The organism is Micromonospora sp. NPDC049891 (assembly GCF_040660295.1).
Classification (GTDB): domain Bacteria; phylum Actinomycetota; class Actinomycetes; order Mycobacteriales; family Micromonosporaceae; genus Micromonospora.
The window spans coordinates 70,184-92,808 of the sequence record NZ_JBFAML010000026.1 but is presented as its reverse complement, the minus strand read 5'-3'; the positions used below and the strand labels follow the sequence as shown (position 1 = coordinate 92,808).

The 22,625-nt window shown below is 72.3% G+C and carries 22 protein-coding genes; 13 read left to right on the top strand and 9 right to left on the bottom strand.

Annotation, left to right across the window (positions count from 1 at the left end; translation table 11 throughout):
- Positions 1-570 precede the first annotated feature (570 nt).
- Positions 571-1,857, bottom strand: a complete 1,287-nt coding sequence (gene tyrS / locus AB0I71_RS26160; RefSeq protein ID WP_357588918.1) for a tyrosine--tRNA ligase — start codon at positions 1,855-1,857, stop codon at positions 571-573.
- A 113-nt stretch (positions 1,858-1,970) separates the two neighbouring features.
- Here tyrS and AB0I71_RS26155 point away from each other — a divergent pair, with 113 nt between their 5' ends.
- The 4 genes from AB0I71_RS26155 (at position 1,971) to AB0I71_RS26140 (ending at position 4,436) form a co-directional block, all read left to right on the top strand.
- Complete coding sequence (locus AB0I71_RS26155) at positions 1,971-2,369, top strand: PaaI family thioesterase (RefSeq protein ID WP_357588916.1); 399 nt, start codon at positions 1,971-1,973, stop codon at positions 2,367-2,369.
- A 162-nt stretch (positions 2,370-2,531) separates the two neighbouring features.
- Positions 2,532-3,758: a divalent metal cation transporter gene (locus AB0I71_RS26150; protein WP_357588905.1), complete on the top strand. Its 1,227-nt coding sequence runs from the start codon at positions 2,532-2,534 to the stop codon at positions 3,756-3,758.
- Positions 3,755-4,135 (top strand): hypothetical protein, encoded by a 381-nt coding sequence (locus tag AB0I71_RS26145; protein ID WP_357588903.1) that lies wholly within the window; start codon positions 3,755-3,757, stop codon positions 4,133-4,135. Before AB0I71_RS26150 ends, AB0I71_RS26145 begins: the two co-directional genes overlap by 4 nt.
- On the top strand, positions 4,122-4,436 hold the full coding sequence (locus AB0I71_RS26140) for a PRC-barrel domain-containing protein (RefSeq protein WP_357588900.1): 315 nt from the start codon (positions 4,122-4,124) through the stop codon (positions 4,434-4,436). Before AB0I71_RS26145 ends, AB0I71_RS26140 begins: the two co-directional genes overlap by 14 nt.
- A gap of 76 nt (positions 4,437-4,512) precedes the next feature.
- On the opposite strand, the gene AB0I71_RS26135 is transcribed toward AB0I71_RS26140, so the two are convergent.
- The 3 genes from AB0I71_RS26135 to AB0I71_RS26125 form a co-directional block, all read right to left on the bottom strand.
- Complete coding sequence (locus tag AB0I71_RS26135) at positions 4,513-5,907, bottom strand: hemolysin family protein (protein WP_357588898.1); 1,395 nt, start codon at positions 5,905-5,907, stop codon at positions 4,513-4,515.
- A gap of 133 nt (positions 5,908-6,040) precedes the next feature.
- The gene (locus AB0I71_RS26130) at positions 6,041-6,676 is read right to left on the bottom strand and encodes a hypothetical protein (protein ID WP_357588896.1); all 636 of its coding nucleotides are present in this window, start codon (positions 6,674-6,676) and stop codon (positions 6,041-6,043) included.
- A gap of 69 nt (positions 6,677-6,745) precedes the next feature.
- Complete coding sequence (locus AB0I71_RS26125) at positions 6,746-7,225, bottom strand: GNAT family N-acetyltransferase (RefSeq protein WP_357588894.1); 480 nt, start codon at positions 7,223-7,225, stop codon at positions 6,746-6,748.
- Between the two features lie 129 nt (positions 7,226-7,354).
- Between AB0I71_RS26125 and ppdK the strand changes: the two genes are divergently transcribed.
- From ppdK to AB0I71_RS26100, 5 genes are all read left to right on the top strand, one after another.
- The gene (ppdK, locus tag AB0I71_RS26120) at positions 7,355-10,015 is read left to right on the top strand and encodes a pyruvate, phosphate dikinase (protein ID WP_357588892.1); all 2,661 of its coding nucleotides are present in this window, start codon (positions 7,355-7,357) and stop codon (positions 10,013-10,015) included.
- A gap of 13 nt (positions 10,016-10,028) precedes the next feature.
- Positions 10,029-10,469 carry a hypothetical protein gene (locus AB0I71_RS26115; protein ID WP_357588890.1) on the top strand — a complete coding sequence of 147 codons (441 nt, stop codon included), beginning with the start codon at positions 10,029-10,031 and terminating at the stop codon, positions 10,467-10,469.
- Between the two features lie 197 nt (positions 10,470-10,666).
- A complete protein-coding gene (locus tag AB0I71_RS26110; RefSeq protein ID WP_357588888.1) occupies positions 10,667-13,282 on the top strand; it encodes a cation-transporting P-type ATPase in 2,616 nt (871 codons plus the stop codon).
- A 34-nt stretch (positions 13,283-13,316) separates the two neighbouring features.
- On the top strand, positions 13,317-14,213 hold the full coding sequence (locus AB0I71_RS26105) for a universal stress protein (RefSeq protein ID WP_357588886.1): 897 nt from the start codon (positions 13,317-13,319) through the stop codon (positions 14,211-14,213).
- A gap of 72 nt (positions 14,214-14,285) precedes the next feature.
- Positions 14,286-15,125, top strand: a complete 840-nt coding sequence (locus tag AB0I71_RS26100; RefSeq protein ID WP_357588884.1) for a universal stress protein — start codon at positions 14,286-14,288, stop codon at positions 15,123-15,125.
- Between the two features lie 48 nt (positions 15,126-15,173).
- Here AB0I71_RS26100 and AB0I71_RS26095 read toward each other — a convergent pair whose 3' ends face one another.
- The 5 genes from AB0I71_RS26095 to AB0I71_RS26075 form a co-directional block, all read right to left on the bottom strand.
- The gene (locus AB0I71_RS26095) at positions 15,174-15,797 is read right to left on the bottom strand and encodes an FMN reductase (RefSeq protein WP_357588882.1); all 624 of its coding nucleotides are present in this window, start codon (positions 15,795-15,797) and stop codon (positions 15,174-15,176) included.
- On the bottom strand, positions 15,794-16,933 hold the full coding sequence (locus AB0I71_RS26090) for an LLM class flavin-dependent oxidoreductase (RefSeq protein ID WP_357588880.1): 1,140 nt from the start codon (positions 16,931-16,933) through the stop codon (positions 15,794-15,796). Before AB0I71_RS26090 ends, AB0I71_RS26095 begins: the two co-directional genes overlap by 4 nt.
- Positions 16,934-17,094: 161 nt before the next feature.
- Positions 17,095-17,700 (bottom strand): DNA-3-methyladenine glycosylase, encoded by a 606-nt coding sequence (locus tag AB0I71_RS26085; RefSeq protein ID WP_357588878.1) that lies wholly within the window; start codon positions 17,698-17,700, stop codon positions 17,095-17,097.
- Positions 17,701-17,800: 100 nt separating this feature from the next.
- Positions 17,801-18,493, bottom strand: coding sequence for a response regulator transcription factor (locus AB0I71_RS26080; RefSeq protein WP_357588876.1), 693 nt, complete (start codon positions 18,491-18,493; stop codon positions 17,801-17,803).
- A complete protein-coding gene (locus AB0I71_RS26075; protein WP_357588874.1) occupies positions 18,490-19,350 on the bottom strand; it encodes a histidine kinase in 861 nt (286 codons plus the stop codon). The genes AB0I71_RS26080 and AB0I71_RS26075 overlap by 4 nt, the downstream gene beginning before the upstream one ends.
- Before the next feature lie 124 nt (positions 19,351-19,474).
- Between AB0I71_RS26075 and AB0I71_RS26070 the strand changes: the two genes are divergently transcribed.
- The 4 genes from AB0I71_RS26070 (at position 19,475) to AB0I71_RS26055 (ending at position 22,488) form a co-directional block, all read left to right on the top strand.
- Entirely contained in the window at positions 19,475-20,194 is a 720-nt protein-coding gene (locus AB0I71_RS26070; protein ID WP_357588872.1) for an ATP-binding cassette domain-containing protein, read from the top strand.
- On the top strand, positions 20,191-20,973 hold the full coding sequence (locus AB0I71_RS26065; protein ID WP_357588870.1) for a hypothetical protein: 783 nt from the start codon (positions 20,191-20,193) through the stop codon (positions 20,971-20,973). The genes AB0I71_RS26070 and AB0I71_RS26065 overlap by 4 nt, the downstream gene beginning before the upstream one ends.
- Positions 20,970-21,692 carry a hypothetical protein gene (locus AB0I71_RS26060; protein ID WP_357588868.1) on the top strand — a complete coding sequence of 241 codons (723 nt, stop codon included), beginning with the start codon at positions 20,970-20,972 and terminating at the stop codon, positions 21,690-21,692. The genes AB0I71_RS26065 and AB0I71_RS26060 overlap by 4 nt, the downstream gene beginning before the upstream one ends.
- Before the next feature lie 82 nt (positions 21,693-21,774).
- Positions 21,775-22,488 carry an alpha/beta hydrolase gene (locus AB0I71_RS26055; RefSeq protein ID WP_357588866.1) on the top strand — a complete coding sequence of 238 codons (714 nt, stop codon included), beginning with the start codon at positions 21,775-21,777 and terminating at the stop codon, positions 22,486-22,488.
- The last annotated feature ends 137 nt before the right edge of the window (positions 22,489-22,625 follow it).

The window sequence follows — 22,625 nt, the reverse complement described above, 5'->3', positions numbered from 1 at the left end:
CCAACCAGACAAAAACCTGGCCAGCCCGGGAATCAAACAATTTGGCACTGGCTTATCAAGCACCCTGTTGAGTTCTCAAAGAACAACCACACACCATCAGACAACCCAACCAAGGGCCACCATCCGGGGCACCACACCCAACACAACCGCGCCGGGCACTTTTACCACGTTACCCGGTGGTTTCCGCCGTGTCAAACCGGCTCACACCGCTTTGTCACGCTTCAACCCATTTCTCCGGGCACCATGATCGAGCCGGCTTCCGCCGTTCCGATCGTGGCTTTGGCAGGCCAGCCGCTGCGGTCTCCCGCTAGCGCGCCTGGGGCCCTGCCGGTCGTCAACCATACCCGGTCGGTTTCGCCCCGCCAAATCCGCCTCCCGACGAATCTGGGGCACCGCCCGGCTCCGACCTGGTGGACGTCAGCCACCCGGTCCGAAAGGTCTACCTGCGCTCCGGCCTGAGGTCTTCGACCTCTTCGTCCGTTCCGCGCTGGCAGAGAGAAAGCTACGCGCCCGGCGGATTGATCGTCAAATCCGCCGGGCGCGTCCCGCGTCACATCCGCCGATCGCCGATCAGGAGTCGACCTCCACCCCGGCGAAGGACCGCTTCCCCCGACGCAGCACGAGGTACCTCCCGTGCAGCAGATCCGCCGGAGAGACAACGGCGTCCGCTGCGACGACACGGGTGTTGTTCACGTAGGCGCCGCCCTCAGCGATCACCCGCCGGGCCTCCTTCATGCTTGGCACCAGGCCGGACTCCTTGAACAATGCGGCCACCTCGGGGAGGTCGTCGAGGCGTACCAGACCGGCCTCGGTGAGTGCGGCGCGCAGCGTCACCGCGGACAGCTCGTCAAGCGACCCCCGGCCGAACAGGGCGTGACTGGCCGCGACCACCTGGGCCATCTCACGTTCGCCGTGCACCAGGGTGGTCAGTTCCTCGGCGAGAGCGCGCTGAGCTGCCCGGGACGCCGGCCGCTCCGCGGTCTCCTTCTCCAGTGCCTCCAGTTCCTCCCGGGAGCGGAAGCTGAAGTAGCGCAGGTAGCGGCCCACGTCCCGATCGTCGACGTTGATCCAGAACTGGTAGAAGGCGTACGGGCTGGTCATCTCGGGATCGAGCCAGATCGCGCCGCCCTCGGTCTTGCCGAACTTCGAGCCGTCCGACTTGGTCACCAGCGGGGTGGTGAACGCCTGGACCGGCCCGAGGCCGCGTCGCCGCACGTAGTCGACGCCGGCGGTGATGTTGCCCCACTGGTCCGAGCCACCGAACTGAAGCTGGCAGCCGTGCCGCCGGTGCAGTTCGAAGAAGTCGTTGGCCTGGAGCAGCTGGTAGCTGAACTCGGTGAAGCTGATCCCGCTCTCCAGTCGGGCCCGGACCACCTCACGAGCCAGCATCCGGTTGACCGGGAAGTGCTTGCCCACGTCGCGCAGGAACTCCACCACCGACATCTCGCCGGTCCACTCCAGGTTGTTGACCAGGCGGGCGGCATGGTCCCCGGTGTAGGAGACGAAGGGTGCGAGCTGGTCGCGGATCCGCTGGACCCAGCTCGCCACCACTTCCGGCGGGTTGAGGGTCCGTTCCGCGCTCTCCTTCGGATCGCCGATCTGCCCGGTTGCGCCGCCCACCAGCAGCAGCGGCCGGTGCCCGGCGAGTTGGAGGCGACGGGCGGTGGTGACCTGCATCAGGTGGCCGACGTGCAGGCTCGGCGCGGTCGGGTCGAAGCCCACGTAGAAGGCGGCTCCCGGACCGTCGAGCAGCGCACGCAGCTCGTCGGGGTCGGTGGAGTCCTGAAGCAGGCCCCGCCAGCGCAGGTCATCGGTGAGAGAGTCCCGCCGGGCCGGCGGGAGGTTGCTGTCGGTCACGGTCACCGATTCTCCCCCATCAGCCCGGTCCTGCCCTACCGGGTTCTGGCGGGAGGCACCGGCACTAGGCTGGCGAGTCCAAGATCGTGGAGGTGACCGTGGACGTGTCGGAGATGTCGGGCGGCTTCTTCGCCCTGCTCGGGCTGGAACTGGACGAGATCAGCGGGGACCGGGTCACGATCCGCTGGCGGGTCCGCCCGGAGCTGCACCAGCCGTACGGCATCCTGCACGGCGGGGTCTACTGCTCGGTGGTGGAGACGGCGGCGAGCCTGGGCGCCGGTGTCTGGCTGGGCGAGCGTGGGCAGGTGGTCGGGGTGTCCAACCAGACCGACTTCCTGCGGGCCGTGCGCGAGGGTGAGTTGGTCGCGGTCGGTACCCCGGTGCACCGGGGGCGGAGCCAGCAGCTGTGGCAGGTGGAGATCACGGACGCGGATGCGCGATTGGTCGCCCGTGGCCAGGTACGTCTCCAGAACCTCTATCCGGCCGCCGACCGACAAGGCTCGCCGAGCTGACAGGGCTTGCCGAGTGGGAGCAGACCGTTCGGCTCGACGCCGGGCCCGACCGGGCCGCCACTGATCGTCATCCCTTTCCTGCGCAGGGCTGAGGCGGTTTCGCCTAGATAGCGGCTTTGGTGGCGTTATCGTCGCGTCGATGACCGAGCCCGCACCGCCGACGTGAGGAAGCTCCTCGCCGCCACGCTCGGCATCCTGTCCGCGGTCGGCGGCTTCGTCGACATCGGCGACCTGGTCGCCGCCGGCCAGGCCGGGGCCCGCTTCGGCATGGCGCACACCTGGGTGCTGCTGCTCGGGGTCGTCACCATCTGCGCGTACGCGGACATGGCCGGACGGATCGCGGCGGTCACCGGCCGGGCGGTGTTCGACCTGGTCCGGGAGCGGCTCGGCGCGCGGATGGCCCTGATCAACCTGGTCGCGTCGTACCTGGTCACGGTGATCACCCTGGCCGCCGAGCTGGGCGGGGTGGCGTTGGCGTTGCGGCTGGCCACAGGTGTGCCCTACCTGCTCTGGGTGCCGGTCGCCGGGATCGCGGTCTGGCTGGTGCTGTGGCGGATGCGGTTTCCGGTGATGGAGCGGGTCTTCGGGCTGGCCGGGCTGGCTCTGGTGGTCTTCGCCGTCGCCCTGTTCTGGCTGCCCACCGACTGGGCGGCGCTCGGCCGCAGCGCGGTGGCGCCCGACGAGTCCGGTCAGGGGTGGGGGGCGTACTGGTTCGTCGCGGTGGCGCTGTTCGCCTCGACGGTCAGCCCGTACGAGGTCTTCTTCTTCTCCTCGGGCGGGGTCGAGGAACGCTGGAGCGCCGACGACCTGGCCGACGCCCGCTTCAGCGTGCTTGTCGGTTTTCCGATCGGCGGGTTCCTCGCCCTGTCGCTGATCGCCACGGCGGCCGTGGTGCTGCGCCCCGCCGGCCTGACGGTGGACAGCCTCGACCAGGTCGCGCATCCGGTGGTGCTGGCCTTCGGCGCGGCCGGCCTCGCCGTGGCGGCACTCGCGTTCTTCGCGGTCACCTTCGGCGCCGCGTTGGAGACCGGCCTGTCCGCCGCGTACGCCGCCGCGCAGTACTTCGGCTGGCAGTGGGGCAAACGGGTGAGCCCCCGCGAGGCGGCCCGCTTCCACACGGTGCTGCTGGTCAGCGTGCTGCTCGGGGTGCTCCTGCTGCTCACCACCGTCGACCCGGTGACCCTCACCGAATACATGCTGATCATCAGTGCCGTGGCGTTGCCGCTGACCTACCTGCCGATCCTGGTGGTCGCCAACGACCGCACCTACCTGGGCGATCGGGTCAACGGCCGAGCACTCAACCTGCTGGGCGCGGTGCTGCTGCTGGTCATCCTCGCTGCCTCGATCGTCGCCGTACCGCTGGCGATCGGGACGAGGATGGGCCAGTGAGGATCCAGGTCAGCCAGGAGCTGCTCGACCGGCAACTCGTCGACCGCGACGGGCGGCTGGTCGGCAAGGTCGACGACGTGGAGTTCGCACTCGACGCGGACGGGGTGCCGTACCTGCGGACGTTGCTCAGCGGCCCGGGTGCGCTCGGGCAGCGGGTCGGCGGACGGCTGGGGCGGGTGCTGGTGCTGACCGCCGAGCGGTTCGTCACGGATCGGCCGCTGGCGCCGCTGCGCATCCCGTACGCGCTTGTCGCGCGGGTCGACAGTGCGGTGTGGCTGCGGGTGAGCGCCGACGAGCTGCCCACCTCGCCGGTGGAGGAATGGCTGCGCCGGAACCTGATCGGCCGGATCCCGGGGGCCGACCGTGCGAGCGGGTGAACTACTGGGCCGGACCGCGTACGACCACCAGGGCCGCCGGCTGGGTCGGGTGGTGGACCTCGTACTGCGCGGCCCGGCCGGCGGCCCGCTGCGGCTCACCGATCTGGTCGTCACCCGGCACTGGTACGGCCGGTTGAGCGGCCGGATGATCGGCCCGCAACGGCACCCGTCGGGCCCGTGGGCGATCCGCGCGCTGGCCCGGCTGCTCGGTCGGAGCACCTGGCAGGTGCCGGTGCACCGGGTACGACTGGATCCGCCGCTGCCCGATCCGCCCAGCGCGGGCCGGGCCGCGCGGAGCTGACCCAGCGCGTGCCGGAGCCAGCCAGGTCCGGCTGCGCCAGCCCGGGGTAGGGCCCGCTACGCCTGCTCACACGCGGTCAGCGCCGGGTGCCGTCCAGCACCGACGGGGCGTCGGTCGGCGTCTCCGCCGCGTCGCCCGGCTGCGCCTCGGGCGCGTCGGAGGCCGCCGGTGCCTCGGGCTCGTCCGAGTCCGCGGCTGCCGTCGCGGTGCGACACAGCCGGACACCGGAGACCGCCCGGTCGTCGGCGAGGGTCACCTCCAGCCGCCAGCCGTCGACGGTGAGATGCTCCCCGGCGGTGGGGATCCGGCCGAGGCCGGCCAGGACCAGGCCGGCCACGGTGGTGTAGTCGCCGTCCGGACGCCCGGGCAGGTCCACGCCGATGTCGGGCAGATCGTGGATGGGAAACGTGCCCGGCAGCAGCAGCGCACCGTCGGCATCGGCGCGTACCTCAATGACGTCCCGGTCGGTCTCGTCGTAGATCTCCCCGACGATCTCCTCAAGGATGTCCTCCAGGGTGACGATGCCCTCGACGGCACCACGCTCGTCGACGACCAGGGCCATGTGCTGGCGTTCGGACTTGAACCGGCGGAGCGCGTCGACCACCGGCACCGAGTCCGGCAGCAGCATCGGCGGCCGGGCGTACTCGTCGACCGGTTGGTCGTCACCGACGCCGACCAGGTCCCGCAGGTGGATGACGCCCACCGAATCGTCCAGGCCGCCGTGGCGTACCACCGGCGCGCGGGAGTGCCCGGAGGCGGCCAGCACCAGTCGGGCGGCTTCCGCCGTGGTGCCGCTGTCCAGACAGAAGACCTGCAACCTCGGCACCAGCACCGCCCGTAGCCGCCGCTCGGCGATCTCCACGGCACCTGCGATGATTGTCTGCTGCTCCTTGGTGAAGCCGTGGTGGCCGGCCACGATGTCCCGCAGCTCGTCCGGGCTGATCTCGTCCCGCTCGGGCTTCGGGTCCAGCCCGAACAGCCGTACCACCAGGTCGCTTGTGGCACCGAGGACCCAGACCACCGGCCGGGTGAGGGCGGCGAGCAGATCCAGCGGGCGGGCCACGAGCAGCGCCCACCGCTCCGGGACCTGCATGGCGATCCGTTTCGGGGCGAGCTCACCGAAGACCAGCGTGACGAAGGTCAGCACCAACGTGACAAGCACCACGGACACCGGGCCGGCGGCCCGGCCGAAGACGCCGTCCAGCAGCGGCACCAGCGGCCGGGCCAGCGACACGGCGGCGGCGGCCGAGGCCAGGAACCCGGCCAGGGTGATGCCGATCTGGATGGTGGCCAGGAAGCGGTTCGGGTCGCGGGCCAGTCGGGCCAGCACCCGGCCCGTGCGCCCGGTGCGTTCCAGCCGCTGGACCTGGCTGTCGCGCAGCGACACCAGGGCCAGCTCGCTGCCGGCGAAAATCGCGTTCACCACGATCAGGACCGCGACCAGGGCCAGCTGGCTCCAGTAGCTCTGCACGCCTGGTTCTCCCTCGCTGGACCGCGCCCCGTGGCGCCGCCGGTGGCGGCCCCGCCGGCGTAGCGGTGCCTATGCCCACTCGCTCCGGCGGTGAATCATCGCCCTGCCGGGGCGGCCGGAAGCGCCGACACGCTCAGCTCTGGGGCAGCGCCGGTGCGGGCAGATCCAGCACGTACGACTCCCCCGCGCGGCGGAACCCGAGACGGTGGTAGTACGGGGCGACCATGCCCGGGGGGCTCACCACCTGACGGAACCCGCGATCGGTGAACAGGCTGCTGCGGCGGTAGACGAACTCGCCGGGGGTGAAGTCGCGAAACGGCGGGGTGACGTAGTCCAGGTCGACCTGGGCCACCCCGTCGCCGGCGTCGCGCACCAGGACCACACCGACCACCTCGTCGGCGCGTACGACGAGGAAGGCCGATCGACCGGCCAGCCGGTCCGGATGGAAGCCCGGGTTGAACCGGGCGATGTCGGCGGCGTGCACCCGCAGCGTGTGGGCCAGGAACGCGTCGTCGGCACCCACCTCGACCACCTGGTAGGTCTGCTCGTCGTGACGGGTGGTGAGCAGCCGCCGCAGGTACCAGATGTTGATCACGGCAAGCACCACGTTCAGCCCGACCATGGGCCAGACCGGGATCGTCGCGTTGTAGCCGATCAGGACGGCGCAGCCGACCAGGTTGAGGGCGCGCAGCCGCAGGATGCGCGTCTGCAGCAGCGACCACACCAGCAACGCGGAGCCGGCCCAGCCGACCAGTTCCAGCCAGTTCACCCCGCGAGAGTAGTCGCCGCCCAGGTCAGCCCTGGTGTCAGGGGGCGGATCACGCGGCTCGACGGCGGATCACGCCGGCAGTTCCAGGATGTACTCGTCGATCTCCTGGCCGCGGCCCGGAGCGTACCCCCGGTCGGTCCGTTTAACGACGAAACCGCAGCGGCGCAGCACCGTCAGCGACGCGGCGTTGTCGGTCGCCGTCCGCGCGTGCAGCGGCCGACGCGAAACCTCCCGCAGCAGCGCGCCCAGGGCTCGGGTGGCGTACCCGCGCCCCCAGCGCGTCGGGTCGATCCAGTAGCTGACCTCGATGTCGTCGCCGACCGGGAAGGCCAGCACGTGACCGACCACCGCGCCGTCGACGGTCACCGTGCGGGCCAGGTTCTCCGGGCCGGTGAGGATGCGGACCCAGTGCGCGGCGAACGCCCGCCGGTCCGTCGGGTCCTCGGCGCCGAAGGCCGCCATCCGGTTGGCCTCAGGGTCGAGCTGGTGGACGAAGAACTCCACCAGATCGTCCTCGTGCACCGGGCGCAGCCGCAGGTCGTCGGTCACCGGCCGACCATACGTGTTCCGGTTGAGGACCAGCGGCCCGGTCGGGATCGGCTTTCGGCCCTGCCCCCACGAGCGGCGGCGTTGCTACCAACGAAGCAGAGGCATCGACGGCGAAGTGGAGGCCGGCTCATGACCAGGTACGTGTACGACTTCATCGAGGGCGGACGAGGCATGGCCGACCTGCTCGGCGGCAAGGGGGCCAACCTCGCCGAGATGACCCGGCTCGGGTTGCCGGTGCCGCCCGGCTTCACGGTCAGCACCGACGCCTGCCGGGCGTACCTCGCCGACGGCGAGGTGCCGGCCGGACTGTTCGACGAGGTGAACGGCCATCTGCGGGAGATCGAGGCGCGGCTGGGTCGGCGGCTCGGCGACCCGGGTGAGCCACTGCTGCTGGCCGTCCGTTCCGGCGGGCGGTACTCCATGCCCGGGATGATGGAAACGATCCTGGACATCGGACTCAACGACGCCACGGTGACCGGGCTGGCCCGGATCAGCGGCGACGAGCGGTTCGCCTGGGACTCGTACCGACGGTTGATCCAGATGTTCGGTCGGACGGTGCACGGCGTGCCGGCGGCGGACTTCGACCGGGAGCTGGACGCGTTGCGGGCCAGCGCCGGGCCGGACGGTCCGACGGCGGAGCAGCTGCGCGGGCTGGTCGAGACGTACAAGAAGGTGTTCGCCGACCGGGTCGGTCACGACTTCCCGCAGGCCCCGCACGAGCAGCTGTACCTGGCGATCCGGGCGGTCTTCGAGTCATGGAACGCCTCCCGGGCGGTGCTCTACCGGCGCCGCGAACACATTCCCGACGACCTGGGCACCGCAGTCAACGTGATGGCGATGGTCTTCGGCAACCTCGGCCCGGACTCCGGCACCGGGGTGGCGTTCACCCGCGATCCGGCCACCGGCGCACCCGGCGTGTACGGCGACTACCTGTCCGACGCCCAGGGCGAGGACGTGGTGGCCGGGGTCCGCAACACGGTGGGGCTGGACGAGCTGTCCCGGCTCGACCCGGCCAGCTACCGACGGCTGACCGGGATCATGACGACGCTGGAGCGGCACTACCGGGACCTGTGCGACGTGGAGTTCACCATCGAGCGCGGTCAGTTGTGGATGTTGCAGACCCGGGTCGGCAAGCGCACCCCGGCGGCTGCCTTCGTGATCGCCGCGCAGCTGGCCGACGAGGGTCTGATCAGCTGGGACGAGGCGTTGACCCGGGTCAGCGGGGCGCAGCTCGCCCAGCTGATGTTCCCCACCTTCGACCCGGGCGCCACACCGGAGCCGGTGGCCACCGGCGTGGGCGCCTCCCCCGGGGCCGCAGCGGGTCGGGTGGTCTTCGACAACGCCGCCGCCACCGCGGCGGACGGGCCGGTGATCCTGGTCCGCCGGGAGACCAACCCGGACGACCTGCCCGGCATGATCGCCGCCGCCGGGATCCTGACCGCCCGGGGCGGCAAGACCTCGCACGCCGCGGTGGTCGCCCGGGGCATGGGCCGCACCTGCGTGTGCGGGGCGGAAGCCCTGGAGATCGACCCGGAACGCGGCGAGTTCCGCGTCGACGGCCAGACGGTCCGGGCCGGTGACCTGATCTCCATCGACGGCACCACCGGCCGGATCTACCTCGGCGAGGTGCCGGTGCGTCCCTCCCCGGTGACCCGCTACCTCGCCGGTGAGCTGGCACCAGAGTCCGACCGGCTGGTCTCGGCTGTGGATCGGCTGCTGCGGCACGCCGACTCGGTCCGGCAGCTCGGCGTACGCGCCAACGCCGACACCCCCGCGGACGCGGCACGGGCCCGGGTGCTCGGTGCGACAGGTATCGGACTGTGCCGCACCGAGCACATGTTCCTCGGTGCCCGCCGGGCTCTGGTGGAGCGGCTGATCCTGGCCGACGGGCTGGACGAGATCCACGCCGCGCTGGCGGAGCTGCTGCCGTTGCAGCGGGAGGACTTCGTCGCGATCCTCGCCGCGATGGACGGCCTGCCGGTCACCATCCGGCTGCTCGACCCGCCGCTGCACGAGTTCCTGCCCCCGCTGCCCGAGCTGGCCGCGCGGGTGGCCCGGGCGGAGGCGCTCGGGCAGGACCCCGGCCACGACGCGGTGCTGCTGGCCGCCGTCCGCCGGATCCAGGAGAACAACCCGATGCTCGGCCTGCGTGGGGTCCGGTTGGGGCTGATGGTGCCGGGCCTGTTCGCGATGCAGGTGCGGGCCGTGGCGGAGGCGGCGGCGCGGCGGGTGGCCGACGGCGGCGACCCACGCCCGGAGATCATGGTGCCGCTTGTCGTCGACGTGCACGAGCTGGCCGCGGTGCGCGCCGAGATGGCCGACGTGCTGGCCACCGTGCCCGGTGCGCCGCCGATCCCGGTCGGCACGATGGTCGAGACGCCGCGTGCGGCGCTGACCGCCGGCGAGATCGCGGGCGAGGCGGAGTTCTTCTCCTTCGGCACCAACGACCTGACCCAGACCACCTGGGCGTTCTCCCGGGACGACGGGGAGGGCTCGTTCCTCGGTGCCTACCTGGAGCGGGGCATCGTCGAGGCGTCACCGTTCGAGACCGTCGACGCCCCCGGGGTGGGCCGGCTGGTCCGCCTGGCGGTGGCCGAGGGCCGGGCCGCGCGGCCCGAGCTGACCGTCGGTGTCTGCGGCGAACACGGCGGTGACCCGGAGTCGGTGGAGTTCTTCGCCGAGGCCGGCCTCGACTACGTCTCCTGCTCGCCGTACCGGGTGCCGATCGCCCGGTTGGCCGCCGGTCGGGCCGCGGTGGCCCGTGACTGCGCCGGCTCCGACGCCCGATAGGAGGTACCCCGAGATGACCGCGATCTTCAATGCCACCGGACCGAATCCGCTGGTTCCGCCCCGAGCCGCCCCGGACACGGTGCAGCAACCGGCAGCACCGCTGTCGGTCGGGCCGGTGCTGGAACTGCCGGGCACGCCGCCGGCCGCCCTGGTGCCGGTGAACCGCGACGGACGCCCGGTCGGGGTGTTCGTCGCCACCGGCGGGCGCGTCCGCTACCGGCCGCTGCCCGACCCGGACCGGCTGCTGGTCGCCTCCGCCGGGGTGCTGGCCGTGGGACTGGTCACCGCCGGTGTCACGGTGCTCGGCCGGCGGCGACCACCGGCGGTCGGCCGGCTGAGCATGGGGCCGGGCGGCTGGGTCAGCTTCCGTGGCGTACGCACTCCGGCTCCCCGGGCCGCTCGGCCCTGGTGGGCCCGGCTGGTGCGGGCCCGGCGGCTGGTTGTCGAACGCTGAGCCGGCGCCGAGCGGTGCCGACGGCGACCCACCCGGTCGTCGTCGGCACCGTCGTGGCGGGTGTCGCGGCGCGGGCAGGGCCGTTGGTCCCGGTCCGTGCGGGCGGATCGCCCCTGCCGGGCGCCGCCGGCCTCGGCGAGGCTGAGTGGGAAGGGCGTGCCGCTGGGGCGCGCCTGGGGCACAGGGCGGAGCGGACGGTGGCCGGACAGGTCCAGGTCGCGGACGGGGACGTACGCAGGGAAAGCACCGTGGCGGCCGAACCCGGCACCGGGCTCAGCTCGACCGAGGCCGCCCGGCGGCGGCAAGCGGACGGGCCGAACGCCGCCGCGGCACCGCCCCGCCGACACCTGGCCACCCGGATCGTGCACCAGCTCACCGATCCCCTTGTCGCGTTGCTGCTCGCCGCCGCCGTGGTCACCACGGTGCTGCGGGACTACCCCGACACCGCGGTGATCCTGCTCGTGGTCGCGGTCAACACGGCCATCGGGGTGGTGCAGGAGGTACGCGCCGACCGGGCGATCGCCGCCCTCGACCAGCTCGCCGCACCGACCGCCCGGGTGGTCCGCGACGGCCGTGACGCGGTGCTGCCCGCCACCGAACTGGTCCGGGGTGACCTGGTCCGGGTCGAGGCCGGCGACGTGGTCCCGGCCGACCTGCTGCTGCACGACGCGAACCGGCTGCACCTGGACGAGTCGGCGCTGACCGGCGAGTCGGTGCCGGTGTCCCGGGCGGCGGGCGAGGAGGCCAGCGCCGGCACGGTGGTGACCACCGGCCGGGCCGCCGGCACCGTGGTGCGCACCGGCGCGGCGAGTGCGCTGGGCCGGATCGCCACCCTGGCGGCCACCACCCGGCCGACGGCCACGCCGCTGCAACGCCGGCTCGCCTCGCTCGGCCGGATCCTCGGGCTCGCCGCCGTGGCGCTGTCCGGGCTGGTCTTCGCCGTCGGCGTGGTCAGCGGCCGACCACTTGTCGACATGGCGGTCACCGCGGTGAGCCTGGTGGTCGCCGCGGTGCCGGAGTCGCTGCCGGCGGTGGTGACGTTGGCCCTCGCGCTCGGTGCGCGCCGGATGGCCGCGGCCCGGGCGATCCCCCGCCGGCTGCACGCGGTGGAGACGCTCGGCTCGGTCACCGTCATCGCCTCGGACAAGACCGGCACCCTCACCGAGGGGCGGATGGCCGTGCAGCAGGCGGTCACCGGCGACGGCACCCGGTTCGGGGTCACCGGCAGCGGGTACGCCCCGCACGGCACCGTGCACCGCGACGGCGCGCCGGTGGCCGTGCCGGACGAGCTGCGCCGGCTGGCCCGGGCCGGGTTGCTCTGCAACGACGCGACCCTCGCCCCGCCGACCGAGCAGCGGCCCCGGTGGGGTGCCGTGGGTGATCCGCTGGAGGCGGCCCTGGTGGCTTTCGCCGCCCGCTGCGGCCTGGACCCGCAGACCACCCGCAACGCCTGGCCCCGGGTGGCGGAGCACCCCTTCGACCAGCAGCTACGCCGGATGACCACGGTGCACCGCTCCTGTGACCGCCGCTACCTGGTGGTGTGCAAGGGCGCCCCGGAAAACGTGCTCACTGCCCCGCTGCTCGACGCCGACGCCGACGAACTGGCCGCCCTGACCGCCGCCGCGCACCGGTTGGCCGGCGACGGGCTGCGGGTGCTGGCGCTGGCCGCTGCCCTGGTGGACCATCCACCGGCCGACCCCGCCAACCCCGAGGGGCTGCGCCCGGTGGGTCTGGTCGCCGTCGGCGACCCGCTGCGCGCCGGCGCGCCGGACATCGCCGACGGCTTCGCCGACGCCGGCGTACGGCTCGTGCTGGTCACCGGAGACCATCCGGCCACCGCGGCGGCCATCGCCGGTCAGCTCGGTCTGTGGACCGAGGGTGACCCGGTGGTCCGCGGCGACGACGGCGATCCCGCCGAGGCGCCACCGGCGACGCGGGTGTTCGCCCGTACGCAGCCGGAGCAGAAGCTCGACATCATCGCCGGGTTGCAGTCCCGTGGCCATGTGGTGGCGATGACCGGCGACGGGGTCAACGACGCTCCGGCGTTGCGCCGGGCCGACATCGGGGTGGCGATGGGTGGCGGTACCGAGGTGGCCCGACAGGCGGCCGACCTGGTGCTTGTCGACGACGATCTGTCCACCGTGGCCACCGCGATCGGCGAGGGCCGCCGGATCTACGACAACATCCGCCGGTTCCTGCGCTACGCCCTCTCCGGTGGGGTGGCCGAGATCGCGGTGATGCTGCTCGGGCCGCTGTTCGGCCTGCCCGTGCCGCTGTTGCCGGCGCAGATCCTCTGGATCAACCTGCTCACCCACGGAGTGCCCGGGGTGGCGCTGGGCGCCGAACCGGCTGAACCCGGCACCCTGCGCCGGGTGCCACGCTCTCCGCAGGAGTCGGTGCTCGGCGCGGGGCTGGGCCGGCAGATCCTGGTCGGCGGCGCACTGATCGCGGCGGTGACCCTGGGCGCGGGCGTGCTCGCCGCCCACTGGGACCGGCCGTGGCAGTCGGTGATCTTCATCGTTCTCGGTCTGGCCCAGCTCGGGGTGGCTCTGGCGGTCCGCGCGCCACGACCGCCCGGACAGCGGCGGGGCAATCTGGCGCTGCCGCTGGCGGTCGCCGTCTCCGCGCTGCTCCAGGTGGCCGGGGTGCTGCTGCCGCAGTTGCGGGAGCTGCTCGGCACCGAAGCCCTCGGCGTCACCGAGCTGCTGGCCTGTGGCGCGGTGAGCGTCCTGCCCGGCCTGGTGCTGCGGCTGACCCGGCGCAGACCACGAACCGACGACGGCATGTCCGCCTACCCTGACGCCGTCAGGTGAGCCAGGCTGACTGCGGAGCTGAGGAGGAGATGTGATGGCCAGCAACACCGGCACCCCCATCGTGGTGGGTGTGGACGGTTCCGAGATCGCCCTGCACGCGGTGCGCGCCGCCGCACGGGAGGCGGCGTACCGACACCGCCCGCTGCGGATCGTGCACGCGTTCATCTGGCCGCTGATGCGGGTGCCGTTGGGTCCCGCGCCGGGCGCGCCGGCCGACGGCGGGCTGCGCAACCAGGCCGAGCGGTGCCTCGCCGAAGCCGTCGCCGAGGCCGGCAAGGTGGCCCCGGAGGTGCCGGTGACCGGTGCGGTGGTCGACGGGGCGGCGAGCACCGTCCTGCTCGCCGAGGCCCGGGACGCGGCGCTTGTCGTCCTCGGCAACCGGGGCCTGGGCGGTTTCGCCGGGCTGCTGCTCGGCTCGGTGGCCGTGCAGGTCAGCGCCCACGCGGACTGCCCGGTGCTCGTGGTTCGCGGCGAATCGCGGGCGGACGGGCCGGTGGTGGTCGGTGTCGACGGCTCGGAGCTGTCCCAGGAGGCCGTCCGGTTCGCCTTCGAGGAGGCGGCGTGGCGCGGCTGCGAACTGGTCGCGGTGCACGCCTGGCTCTATCCGACCCCGGCCGGTCCGGGTGACATCCTGCCGCTGGTCTACGACCTGGACGCGTTCCGGGACGAGGAGGAGCGCATCCTCGCCGAGGCGGTGGCCGGCTGGTCCGAGCGTTATCCGGAGGTGCCGGTGCGGCGGCGGTTGGTGCGCGGTTCACCGGGCCGGGCGCTGGTGGAGGAGTCCCGCACCGCCCAGCTGGTGGTCGTGGGCGCACGGGGACGCGGCGCGCTGGGCGGGCTGCTGCTCGGCTCGGTCAGCCACGCCGTGCTGCACCACGCCCACTCCCCGCTGGCGATCGTCCGGAAGCTGCGTACGGTCGAGGGGACCTGACCGGTGGTGTGTCGACGCGTCCCGGCGGCGGGACGCGTCGACAATGAAGCCTGACCGACCCATGGAGAGACGATGAACCGACCTGTCGTGGTGGGGGTGGACGGATCGCCACCGAGCCTGGTGGCCGCGGAGCACGCGGCGCAGGCGGCGGCGTGGCGGTCCCGGCCGCTGCACCTGGTACACGGCTACCTGCACCCGCTCGGCTACGGCGTGCCGATCAACCCGTACGAGGTGGGCGTCCCGGCGGCGTCGGAGGACGGCCGCAAGATGCTCGAACAGGCCGCCGCGGAGTTGGTCGATCGGTGGCCGGGGCTGACGGTCGAGGTGCGTCAGGTGGCCGGCGGGCCAGGTGCGACGCTTGTCGAGGAGTCCCGTCGGGCGGAACTGGTGGTGGTGGGCAGCCGGGGCCTGGGCGGTTTCGCCGGGCTGCTGCTGGGCTCGGTCGGCACCCAGGTCGCCGCGCACGGCCACTGCCCGGTGCTGGTGATCCGCCCGCCCGACCGTCCGATCCCCACCGAGGGCCCGGTGCTTGTCGGTGTGGACGGTTCGGAGTCGGCCGAACTCGCCGTCGGCTACGGCGCCGAGGAGGCCGTCCGGCGCGGCGGCACACTGGTGCTGGTGCACATCGCCGACGAAGGTACCGACGACGGGGAGGCGGCGGCCCTGCTCGCCACCGCCGGTGCGGCCGCGCGGGGCAGTCACCCGGGACTGACCGTGGAGGAACGGGTGATCGCCGCGCCCAAGCCCGACCAGGCGCTGATCGAGGCGACCGGAGACGCGGCGCTGGTGGTGGCCGGATCACGCGGTCGGGGTGGCTTCGCCGGGCTGCTGCTCGGCTCGGTCAGTCAGGCGCTGGTGCACCACGCCCGCTGTCCGGTGCTCATCGCCCACCCGTACCAGCCGGAGCAGTGAGTGCCGGTCGACCGGGCCGCCGCCTCACCGACGGCCCGGTCGACCGGTTCAGGCGTCCCGGCCGCGGAGCAGTTGGTCGAAGCTGGTGGTGAGGGCGAACGGGTCGGCGGGCCCGCTGGACGGTGCGCTGCGCCGCACCAGCTCGGCCAGTTCCCGGCCGGCACGACCGATCCGGGCACGCAACGCACCGTCGACGGTCCCGCCGGACCAGTCCTCCGGTGCGGCGAAGACCGCTGTCGGCGCCACCACCGCCCGCAGGTAGGTGAACATCGGACGGAGCGCGTGCTCCAGCGCCAGCGAGTGCCGTGCGGTGCCGCCGGTCGCGCCGATCAGCACCGCACGGCCACCCAGCGCGTCGGCGTCCACCAGGTCGAAGAACGACTTGAACAGCCCGTTGTACGAGGCATTGAAGATCGGACTGACGGCGATCAGACCGTCGGCACCGGTGACCTCGTCCAGCACCTGCCGCAGTGGCTCCGACGGAAAGCCGGTGAGCAGGTGGTTGACGATGTCATGGGCGTGTTCGCGCAGCTCGACCGGGCGCAGGGTGACCTGCTCGCCATGCCGGTCCAGCTCGTCGCGGGTGGCCGCGGCGAGCTGGTCGGCCAGCAGCCGGGTCGAGGAGGGCTGACTGAGACCGGCCGAGACCACGGCGATGGTACGCATGGTCATCGGGCGGCCTCCGGTGCCCGACCGGTGACGTCGTCGACGGCGTGGACGGTGCTGTCGCTGCCACCACCGGTGGCGGCCTTCAGCGAGGCGTGGGTCGGTGCCAGCGGCACGTGCGCCGGCCGCAGTGACTCGAACTCCTTGCGCAGCACCGGCACGACCTCCTCGCCGAGCAGATCGAGCTGCTCCAGGACGGTCTTCAACGGCAGCCCGGCGTGGTCGACGAGGAACAGCTGCCGCTGGTAGTCGCCCACGTAGTCGCGGAAGCCGAGGGTACGGTCGATGACCTGCTGCGGGCTGCCCACGGTCAGCGGGGTCTGCGCGGTGAACTCCTCCAAGGAGGGGCCGTGGCCGTAGACCGGCGCGTTGTCGAAGTACGGTCGGAACTCGCGCACCGCGTCCTGGGAGTTGCGGCGCATGAACACCTGGCCGCCGAGACCCACGATCGCCTGGTCGGCGGAGCCGTGACCGTAGTGTTCGAAACGCTGCCGGTACAACCCGACCATCCGCCGGGTGTGCTCGGCGGGCCAGAAGATGTGGTTGGCGAAGAAGCCGTCGCCGTAGTAGGCGGCCTGCTCGGCGATCTCCGGGCTGCGGATGGAGCCGTGCCACACGAACGGGGGTACGCCGTCGAGTGGGCGCGGCGTCGAGGTGAACGACTGCAACGGGGTGCGGAACTTGCCCTTCCAGTCGACCACGTCCTCGCGCCACAACCGGCGCAGCAGGTCGTAGTTCTCGATGGCCAGGGGGATGCCGTTGCGGATGTCCTGGCCGAACCAGGGGTAGACCGGCCCGGTGTTGCCCCGGCCCATCATCAGGTCGACCCGGCCGTCAGCGAGGTGCTGCAACATCGCGTAGTCCTCGGCGATCTTCACCGGGTCGTTCGTGGTGATCAGCGTGGTCGCGGTGGAGAGCAGCAGCCGCTCGGTGCGGGCGGCGATCCAGCCCAGCATGGTGGTGGGCGACGAGGGCACGAACGGCGGGTTGTGGTGCTCGCCGGTGGCGAAGACGTCGAGACCGACCTCCTCGGCCTTCAACGCGATGGTCACCATCGCCTTGATCCGTTCGGCCTCGGTGGGCTCCCGGCCGTTTGTCGGGTCGACCGTGACGTCGCCGACGGTGAAGACTCCGAACTGCATGACCGCTCCCTCGTGTCGTCCGGCCGGGGCAGGATGACCCCGACGCCCCCGACAACATATTTGACGAGTCAACTATTCCGCGAGCCAACCTCGCACCAGTGTCCCCCGTCACGCGCGTCCCATCCCCGACGTCGGTCGCCACGCCGGCCGCCGGGCAGCTCTCAGCTCCGTCGTCGTGGCACGTGCCGGCGGTACGGGCTGACGGTCGGGTCGCCGGTGATCCAGAATCGCCACGGCACGTCGTGCGCGGCGGCGACGCCGACGCGCGGGCCGGCGGAGACGGCCGACGGCGCGACCGGGCGGGTCGGCGGCGTCAGCAGCAGCGGTCCGGTCCCGTCGAGCACGCAGGTGCCGTTCGCCGTCGCGTCGACGCCGAGCGCGACCACCAGCCGGGCAGGGCCACGGGCCAGGTCGCGATCGGGCACCCCACCGCGCCGCTTCCGGGCGAGGTCCAGGCCGTCGACCACCTCACCGGCGCGCAGCAGGACCGCCGCCGCCTCCCCCTCGGCACCGCAGACGACGTTCAGACACCAGTGCATACCGAAGACGAAGTAGGTGTAGGCGTACCCCGCCGGGCCGAACATGACATTCGTCCGGGGCGTGGGCCCGCGATGCGCGTGCGATGCGGGATCCACCCCGGTTCCCGCGTACGCCTCGACCTCGGTCAGCCTGATCCGGACCCCGTTCGCCGCCGCCTCCCAGCCGAGCAACGTTCGTGCGGTCTCGGCGACGTGTGCGGCGGGAGCGCGCAGCCAGGGATAATTCACGGATCCAGGTAACCCGGACCGGGGCTCGACCGGCAAGCCGCGCTCCCCTGCGGATCCGACAGGGCCACAGCCGCGACATCCGGCAGGCATGCCGCGAAGATCACGCAGAGGATCGAGGTGCGACGAGATCGTTCTCGTAGGCGGCGATGACGAGCTGTGCTCGATCACGGGCGTCGAGCTTGGTGAGCAGGTTGCCGACGTGAGTCTTGACGGTCTTGATCGAGATGGTGAGTGTCCGGGCGATCTCGTCGTTGGACAGGCCGCGGGCCACGAGAGACAGCACCTCGGTCTCGCGGCCGGTGAGCCTGTCGATCTTACGAACCTCGGGCGGGCCGGGCCGGTCGAGGTAGTGCGCGACGAAGCGGGTGAGAATGCTGGGAGCGAAGAGGGACTCGCCCGCGTGGGTCCGTCGGATGGCGTCGACGAGTTGGTCCGGGTGGGCGTCCTTGAGCAGGAAGCCGTGCGCCCCGGCGCGCAGCGCGGCGGCCACGTACTCGTCGAGTGCGAACATGCTGAGCACGAGGACCCTGGTACCGCTCAGGTCGGTGGCGGCGGCGATGCGTCCGGTCGCTTCGATGCCGTCTCCGTCGGGCATCCGGATGTCCATCAGGACGACGTCGGGGCGGCGTTCACGGGTGAGCGACACGGCCTCGTGTCCGGTGGCGGCCTGACCGACGACGGTGAGGCCCGGGGTGCCGTCGATGAGCAGGGCGAGGCTGTGCCGCAGGAGCGGCTGGTCGTCCGCGACGAGCACCCGGATGCTTGTGGAAGGTCCCGCTGATTCAGTTGTCATCCGGACCGCCGGGCCGGCAGGCGCGCCGTGAGCTGGAAGCCCGGCCCGGCCGGGCCGGCGCGCAGGACACCATCGAGCATGCTCACCCGCTCGCGCAGACCGTCCAGACCGTGGCCGGCCCCGGGGCGGGGTAGCCAGCCGGGGCGGGGACCGGTGTCCCGTACATCCACCACGATCGTGTCGCCGTCGCGATCCACGGATACGTGCACGCAGGTCGGCCCTGCGTGTCGGGCCGTGTTGCTCAGTCCCTCGCGGACGATCGCGCACACGGCGAGCTGCACGCCTGGTGGCACCTCACCGACCTTCCGCACATCGACAGTGGCGGCGATCCCGGCGGCGGTCGTGGACCGCACGATCTCCGGTAGGGCGTCGAGTGTGTCGGGTGGCCGCAAGGGAGCAGGCTCGGCGCCGGGTGCGCGGAGCACGTCGAGCATCCGCCGCAGTTCGGCCGTGGTCTCCCGACCGACCTGTTCGATGTCGGACAGGGCGTTCGCCCGTTCGGCCTCACCGGTTGGCCCGGTCACCCGAGCGGCCGTGGCGGCACGCACGGTGACCAGGCCCAGGCCGTGTGAGACGAGATCATGAAGCTCACGGGCGATGCGCAGCCGCTCCGCCGCCGCGGCCCGCTCCGCCGCCCATGCGGTCAGCCGGTCCTCGTACACCCGCCGTTCCTGACGGGCGCCGATCACCGCCCAGAGCAACGCTGTGACGGCGGTCGTGGTGATCACCGTCAGCAGGAGCGTCCCGGCCGGCCCCACGGTGCCCGCGGTCATCAGGCAGAGAAGCAGAACCACCGGCACCGAGACGGCGGCGGCGGACAGCCAGGGCCGCCGTGTCGGTCGCCCGTCAGGTGCCATCTCGCGAGTCTAGGAACCCGGACCGTGACCTGACATCGGACCTGGGTCGGAGCGACCTGAGGTGGGAGGACCGGCGGAAGTCCCGGCTCTGGTCCGATGACGCGGACCGGCACGCTGAGCTGACATGGTGCTCATGCTGTCAGTCGAGCGTCTGGTCAAGCGGCGCGGTTCCCGCGAGATCCTCACCGATGTCACCTTCCGGGCCACACCGGGCCGGGTGACAGGTCTGTTGGGGCCGAACGGTGCGGGAAAGTCATCCACCCTGCGCATCCTGTTGGGCCTGGACCGGGCGGATGCCGGCACGGCCCTGGTCGACGGCCAGCCGTACCGGCGCCTGCGCCAGCCGTTACGCACCGTCGGGTCGATGCTGGACGGCTCCGGCGCACACCGCTCCCGTACCGCGCGCAACCACCTCACCTGGATGGCGCGCAGCAACGGCATCCCGGTCCGACGGGTGGCCGAGGTGCTCGATCAGGTGGGGCTCGGTGCCGCCGGAGGAACCAGGGTCGGCCGGTTCTCGCTCGGCATGTGCCAGCGGCTCGGGCTGGCCGCCGCGCTGCTCGGCGAACCCCGTGCACTTGTGCTCGACGAGCCGGTGAACGGGCTCGATCCGGAAGGCATTCGCTGGATCCGCGTTCTGCTGCGCGGGCACGCGGACGCCGGTGGCACCGTGCTGCTCTCCAGCCACCTGATGACTGAGGTGGACGAGATCGCCGACGACCTGGTCGTGATCGCCCACGGCCGGGTTGTCGCCGCTGGTCCGATCCGCGAGGTCACGGCCGGTTACCCGACCCTGGAGGATGCCTTCTTCGCCCTCACCGGGGCGACGGCAGGTGGGCGATGACCTTCTTCGACACGGTCGCCGCCGAGACTCGAAAGACGGCGACGCTACCGGCGACCGCTGTCGCGCTGGCTGTCACGGTGCTCGGTCCGGTCGCGATCACTCTGATCAACGCCGTCGGCGTCCGCGCCGCGCTGCGCAGCGGACGGCCCGAGCTGGCCTACACCTCGCCTGTCGAGGCGGTCTTCTCCGCGGTGCCGATCGGCACGGTCGGCGCGGTGGTCCTCGGCGTCGTCGCCGTTGGCGGCGAGTACACCGCGAACAGTGCCAGGATCGGCGGCGGTCGGCAGATCACCACGACCCTCACCGCCACCCCCAGCCGCCTCGGCGTGCTGGCCGCCAAGGCCGTCACCGTCGTCCTGCTGGTCGCGGTCGCGGCTCTGGTGGTGATTCCCGCGTCGTTGGCGCTGGCCGGCGGGATAGTCGGCACCGAGGCTCCTCCTGCCCCGGAAGGGGTGCTGTCCCGCTCCGTCGGTGCCGGGATCTACTGGATGCTCACGGCGCTGATCGCCCTCGCGATCACGGTCTTCACCCGCAACGGGATCGTCCCGATCATCGTGCTCGTGGTGAACAGCACGCTCGTCTCGGTCTCCGTGCTGCTGTCGCACCTCACCCCGCTCGCGAGGTTCCTGCCCGATCTCGCGGGCACGAGCATGTTCGCCGGTGACCTGTTGGCGTTCGACGACGCGCTCGCCCCGGTCACGGGCGGCCTGGTCATGGCCACGTGGACGGCAGGGCTGCTCGCGCTGGCCAGTGCGGTCTTCCTGCGGCGGGACGCGTGATCCGCTCCTGCGCCCGCGCCACCGCCGCGGAGTTGGCCAAGCTGTTCGGCCTGCCTGCGGTGCTGGCCGCGGTCTTCGGCACGATCGGCGCAGCCGTCGCCATCACCTGGGCGTTGGCCGCCTCGCCGGTCGGGCCGAACGAGCCGGTCGCAGTCGTCCTGCGAGCGGTGCCGTACCTTCAGGCCGGCACCATCTCGCTCGGCGTCCTGGCGGTCGGCACCGAGTACGCCGATGGGCAGATCCACACCACCCTGCTGTGCGTGCCGGACCGCCTGGCCGTGCCGGCTGCCAAGGCCCTCGCCTACCTGGCCTGGGCTGCCGGAACCGCCGTCGCGGCGCTCACCGTCGGACTGCTCACGGCCCGAATCGCGCTGGCCACGCGGGATGTCCCGGTGGTCACCGACGGTTTTCCGTGGAGAATCGTCGGCGCGGCGGCCTACCTCACGCTCATCGGGTTGCTCGGGTTGGCTCTTGCCGTGCTCCTGCGGGCCGTCGTTTCCGCTCTCGTCGTCACCCTCAGCCTGGTTCTGGTCGTCTCACCGGTGCTGGACGCCGTCACCCCGCACTCTCGTTACCTGCCGGACCGGGCGGGTGGCCTGCTCTACCTTCCCGACCCGGCGGGGGTCCTGACGCCCGCCGCCGGCCTGCTCGTTCTGCTCGGTTGGGTCGTTGTCCTCGGCAGTGGGGCGGTGGCTGCCTTCCGACGCCGGGACGCCTGAGCCCACCGCGTTTCATCCTCACCTGGTGGGTAATCCGGCGCCGTCGGTAGGTGTGCAGGGTCTCGGAGTCAGGGAGTGCGTCATGTCCGATCAGCGGCCCACCATCATTTTCGTGCACGGCGCGTTCGCCGAGTCGGCGAGCTGGAACGGTGTGATCGAGCGGCTCGGTGGCTACGACGTGGTTGCCGCCGCCAATCCGCTGCGCAGCCTCCCCGGCGACGCCGCGTACGTGGCGGATGTGATGCGGGGGGTCGGCGGGCCTGTCATCCTGGTCGGCCACTCGTACGGCGGCATGGTGATCACGCAGGCCGCGAGTGACAACCCGTCGGTGCGTGCCCTCGTGTACGTCAACGCCTTCGCCCCGGACACCGGCGAGTCCGCACTGTCGCTGTCCGGGCAGTTCCCCGGCAGCACCCTCGCCGACACGCTCGTGCAGTACCCGGTGTCCACCGGCGGTAACGAGGTCGCGATCGGCCAGGACGCCTACCATCGGCAGTTCGCCGCGGACGCGTCCGCCGACCAGGCCGCGCTCATGGCGCGCACCCAGCGACCGGTCACCGAGCAGGCGCTGAACGACGGTCTCACCGGCGACCCGGCCTGGCGGTCACTGCCCAGTTGGTTCGTGTTCGGGGACGCCGACATGAACATCCCGGTCGCCGCGCACCGGTTCATGGCCGAACGGGCCAACCCGCAGGGCCAGCGCGAGCTCCCCGGCGGCTCGCACGCGATGGCCGTGGCCCGGCCCAGCGAGGTCGCCGAGACCATCATCGAGGCGGTCCGGGGTGTCGGCGGCTGACCGACCGCCTCACCACCCGAACCATCCCCACCACCTGACCGGCCATCCCCACAGCAGTTTCGGGGAAACTGTCGCCTCAGCGTGCCTGGAGGCGACAGTTTCCCGAAACTGCACGAGAAACCGCGACGGGGTGCGGG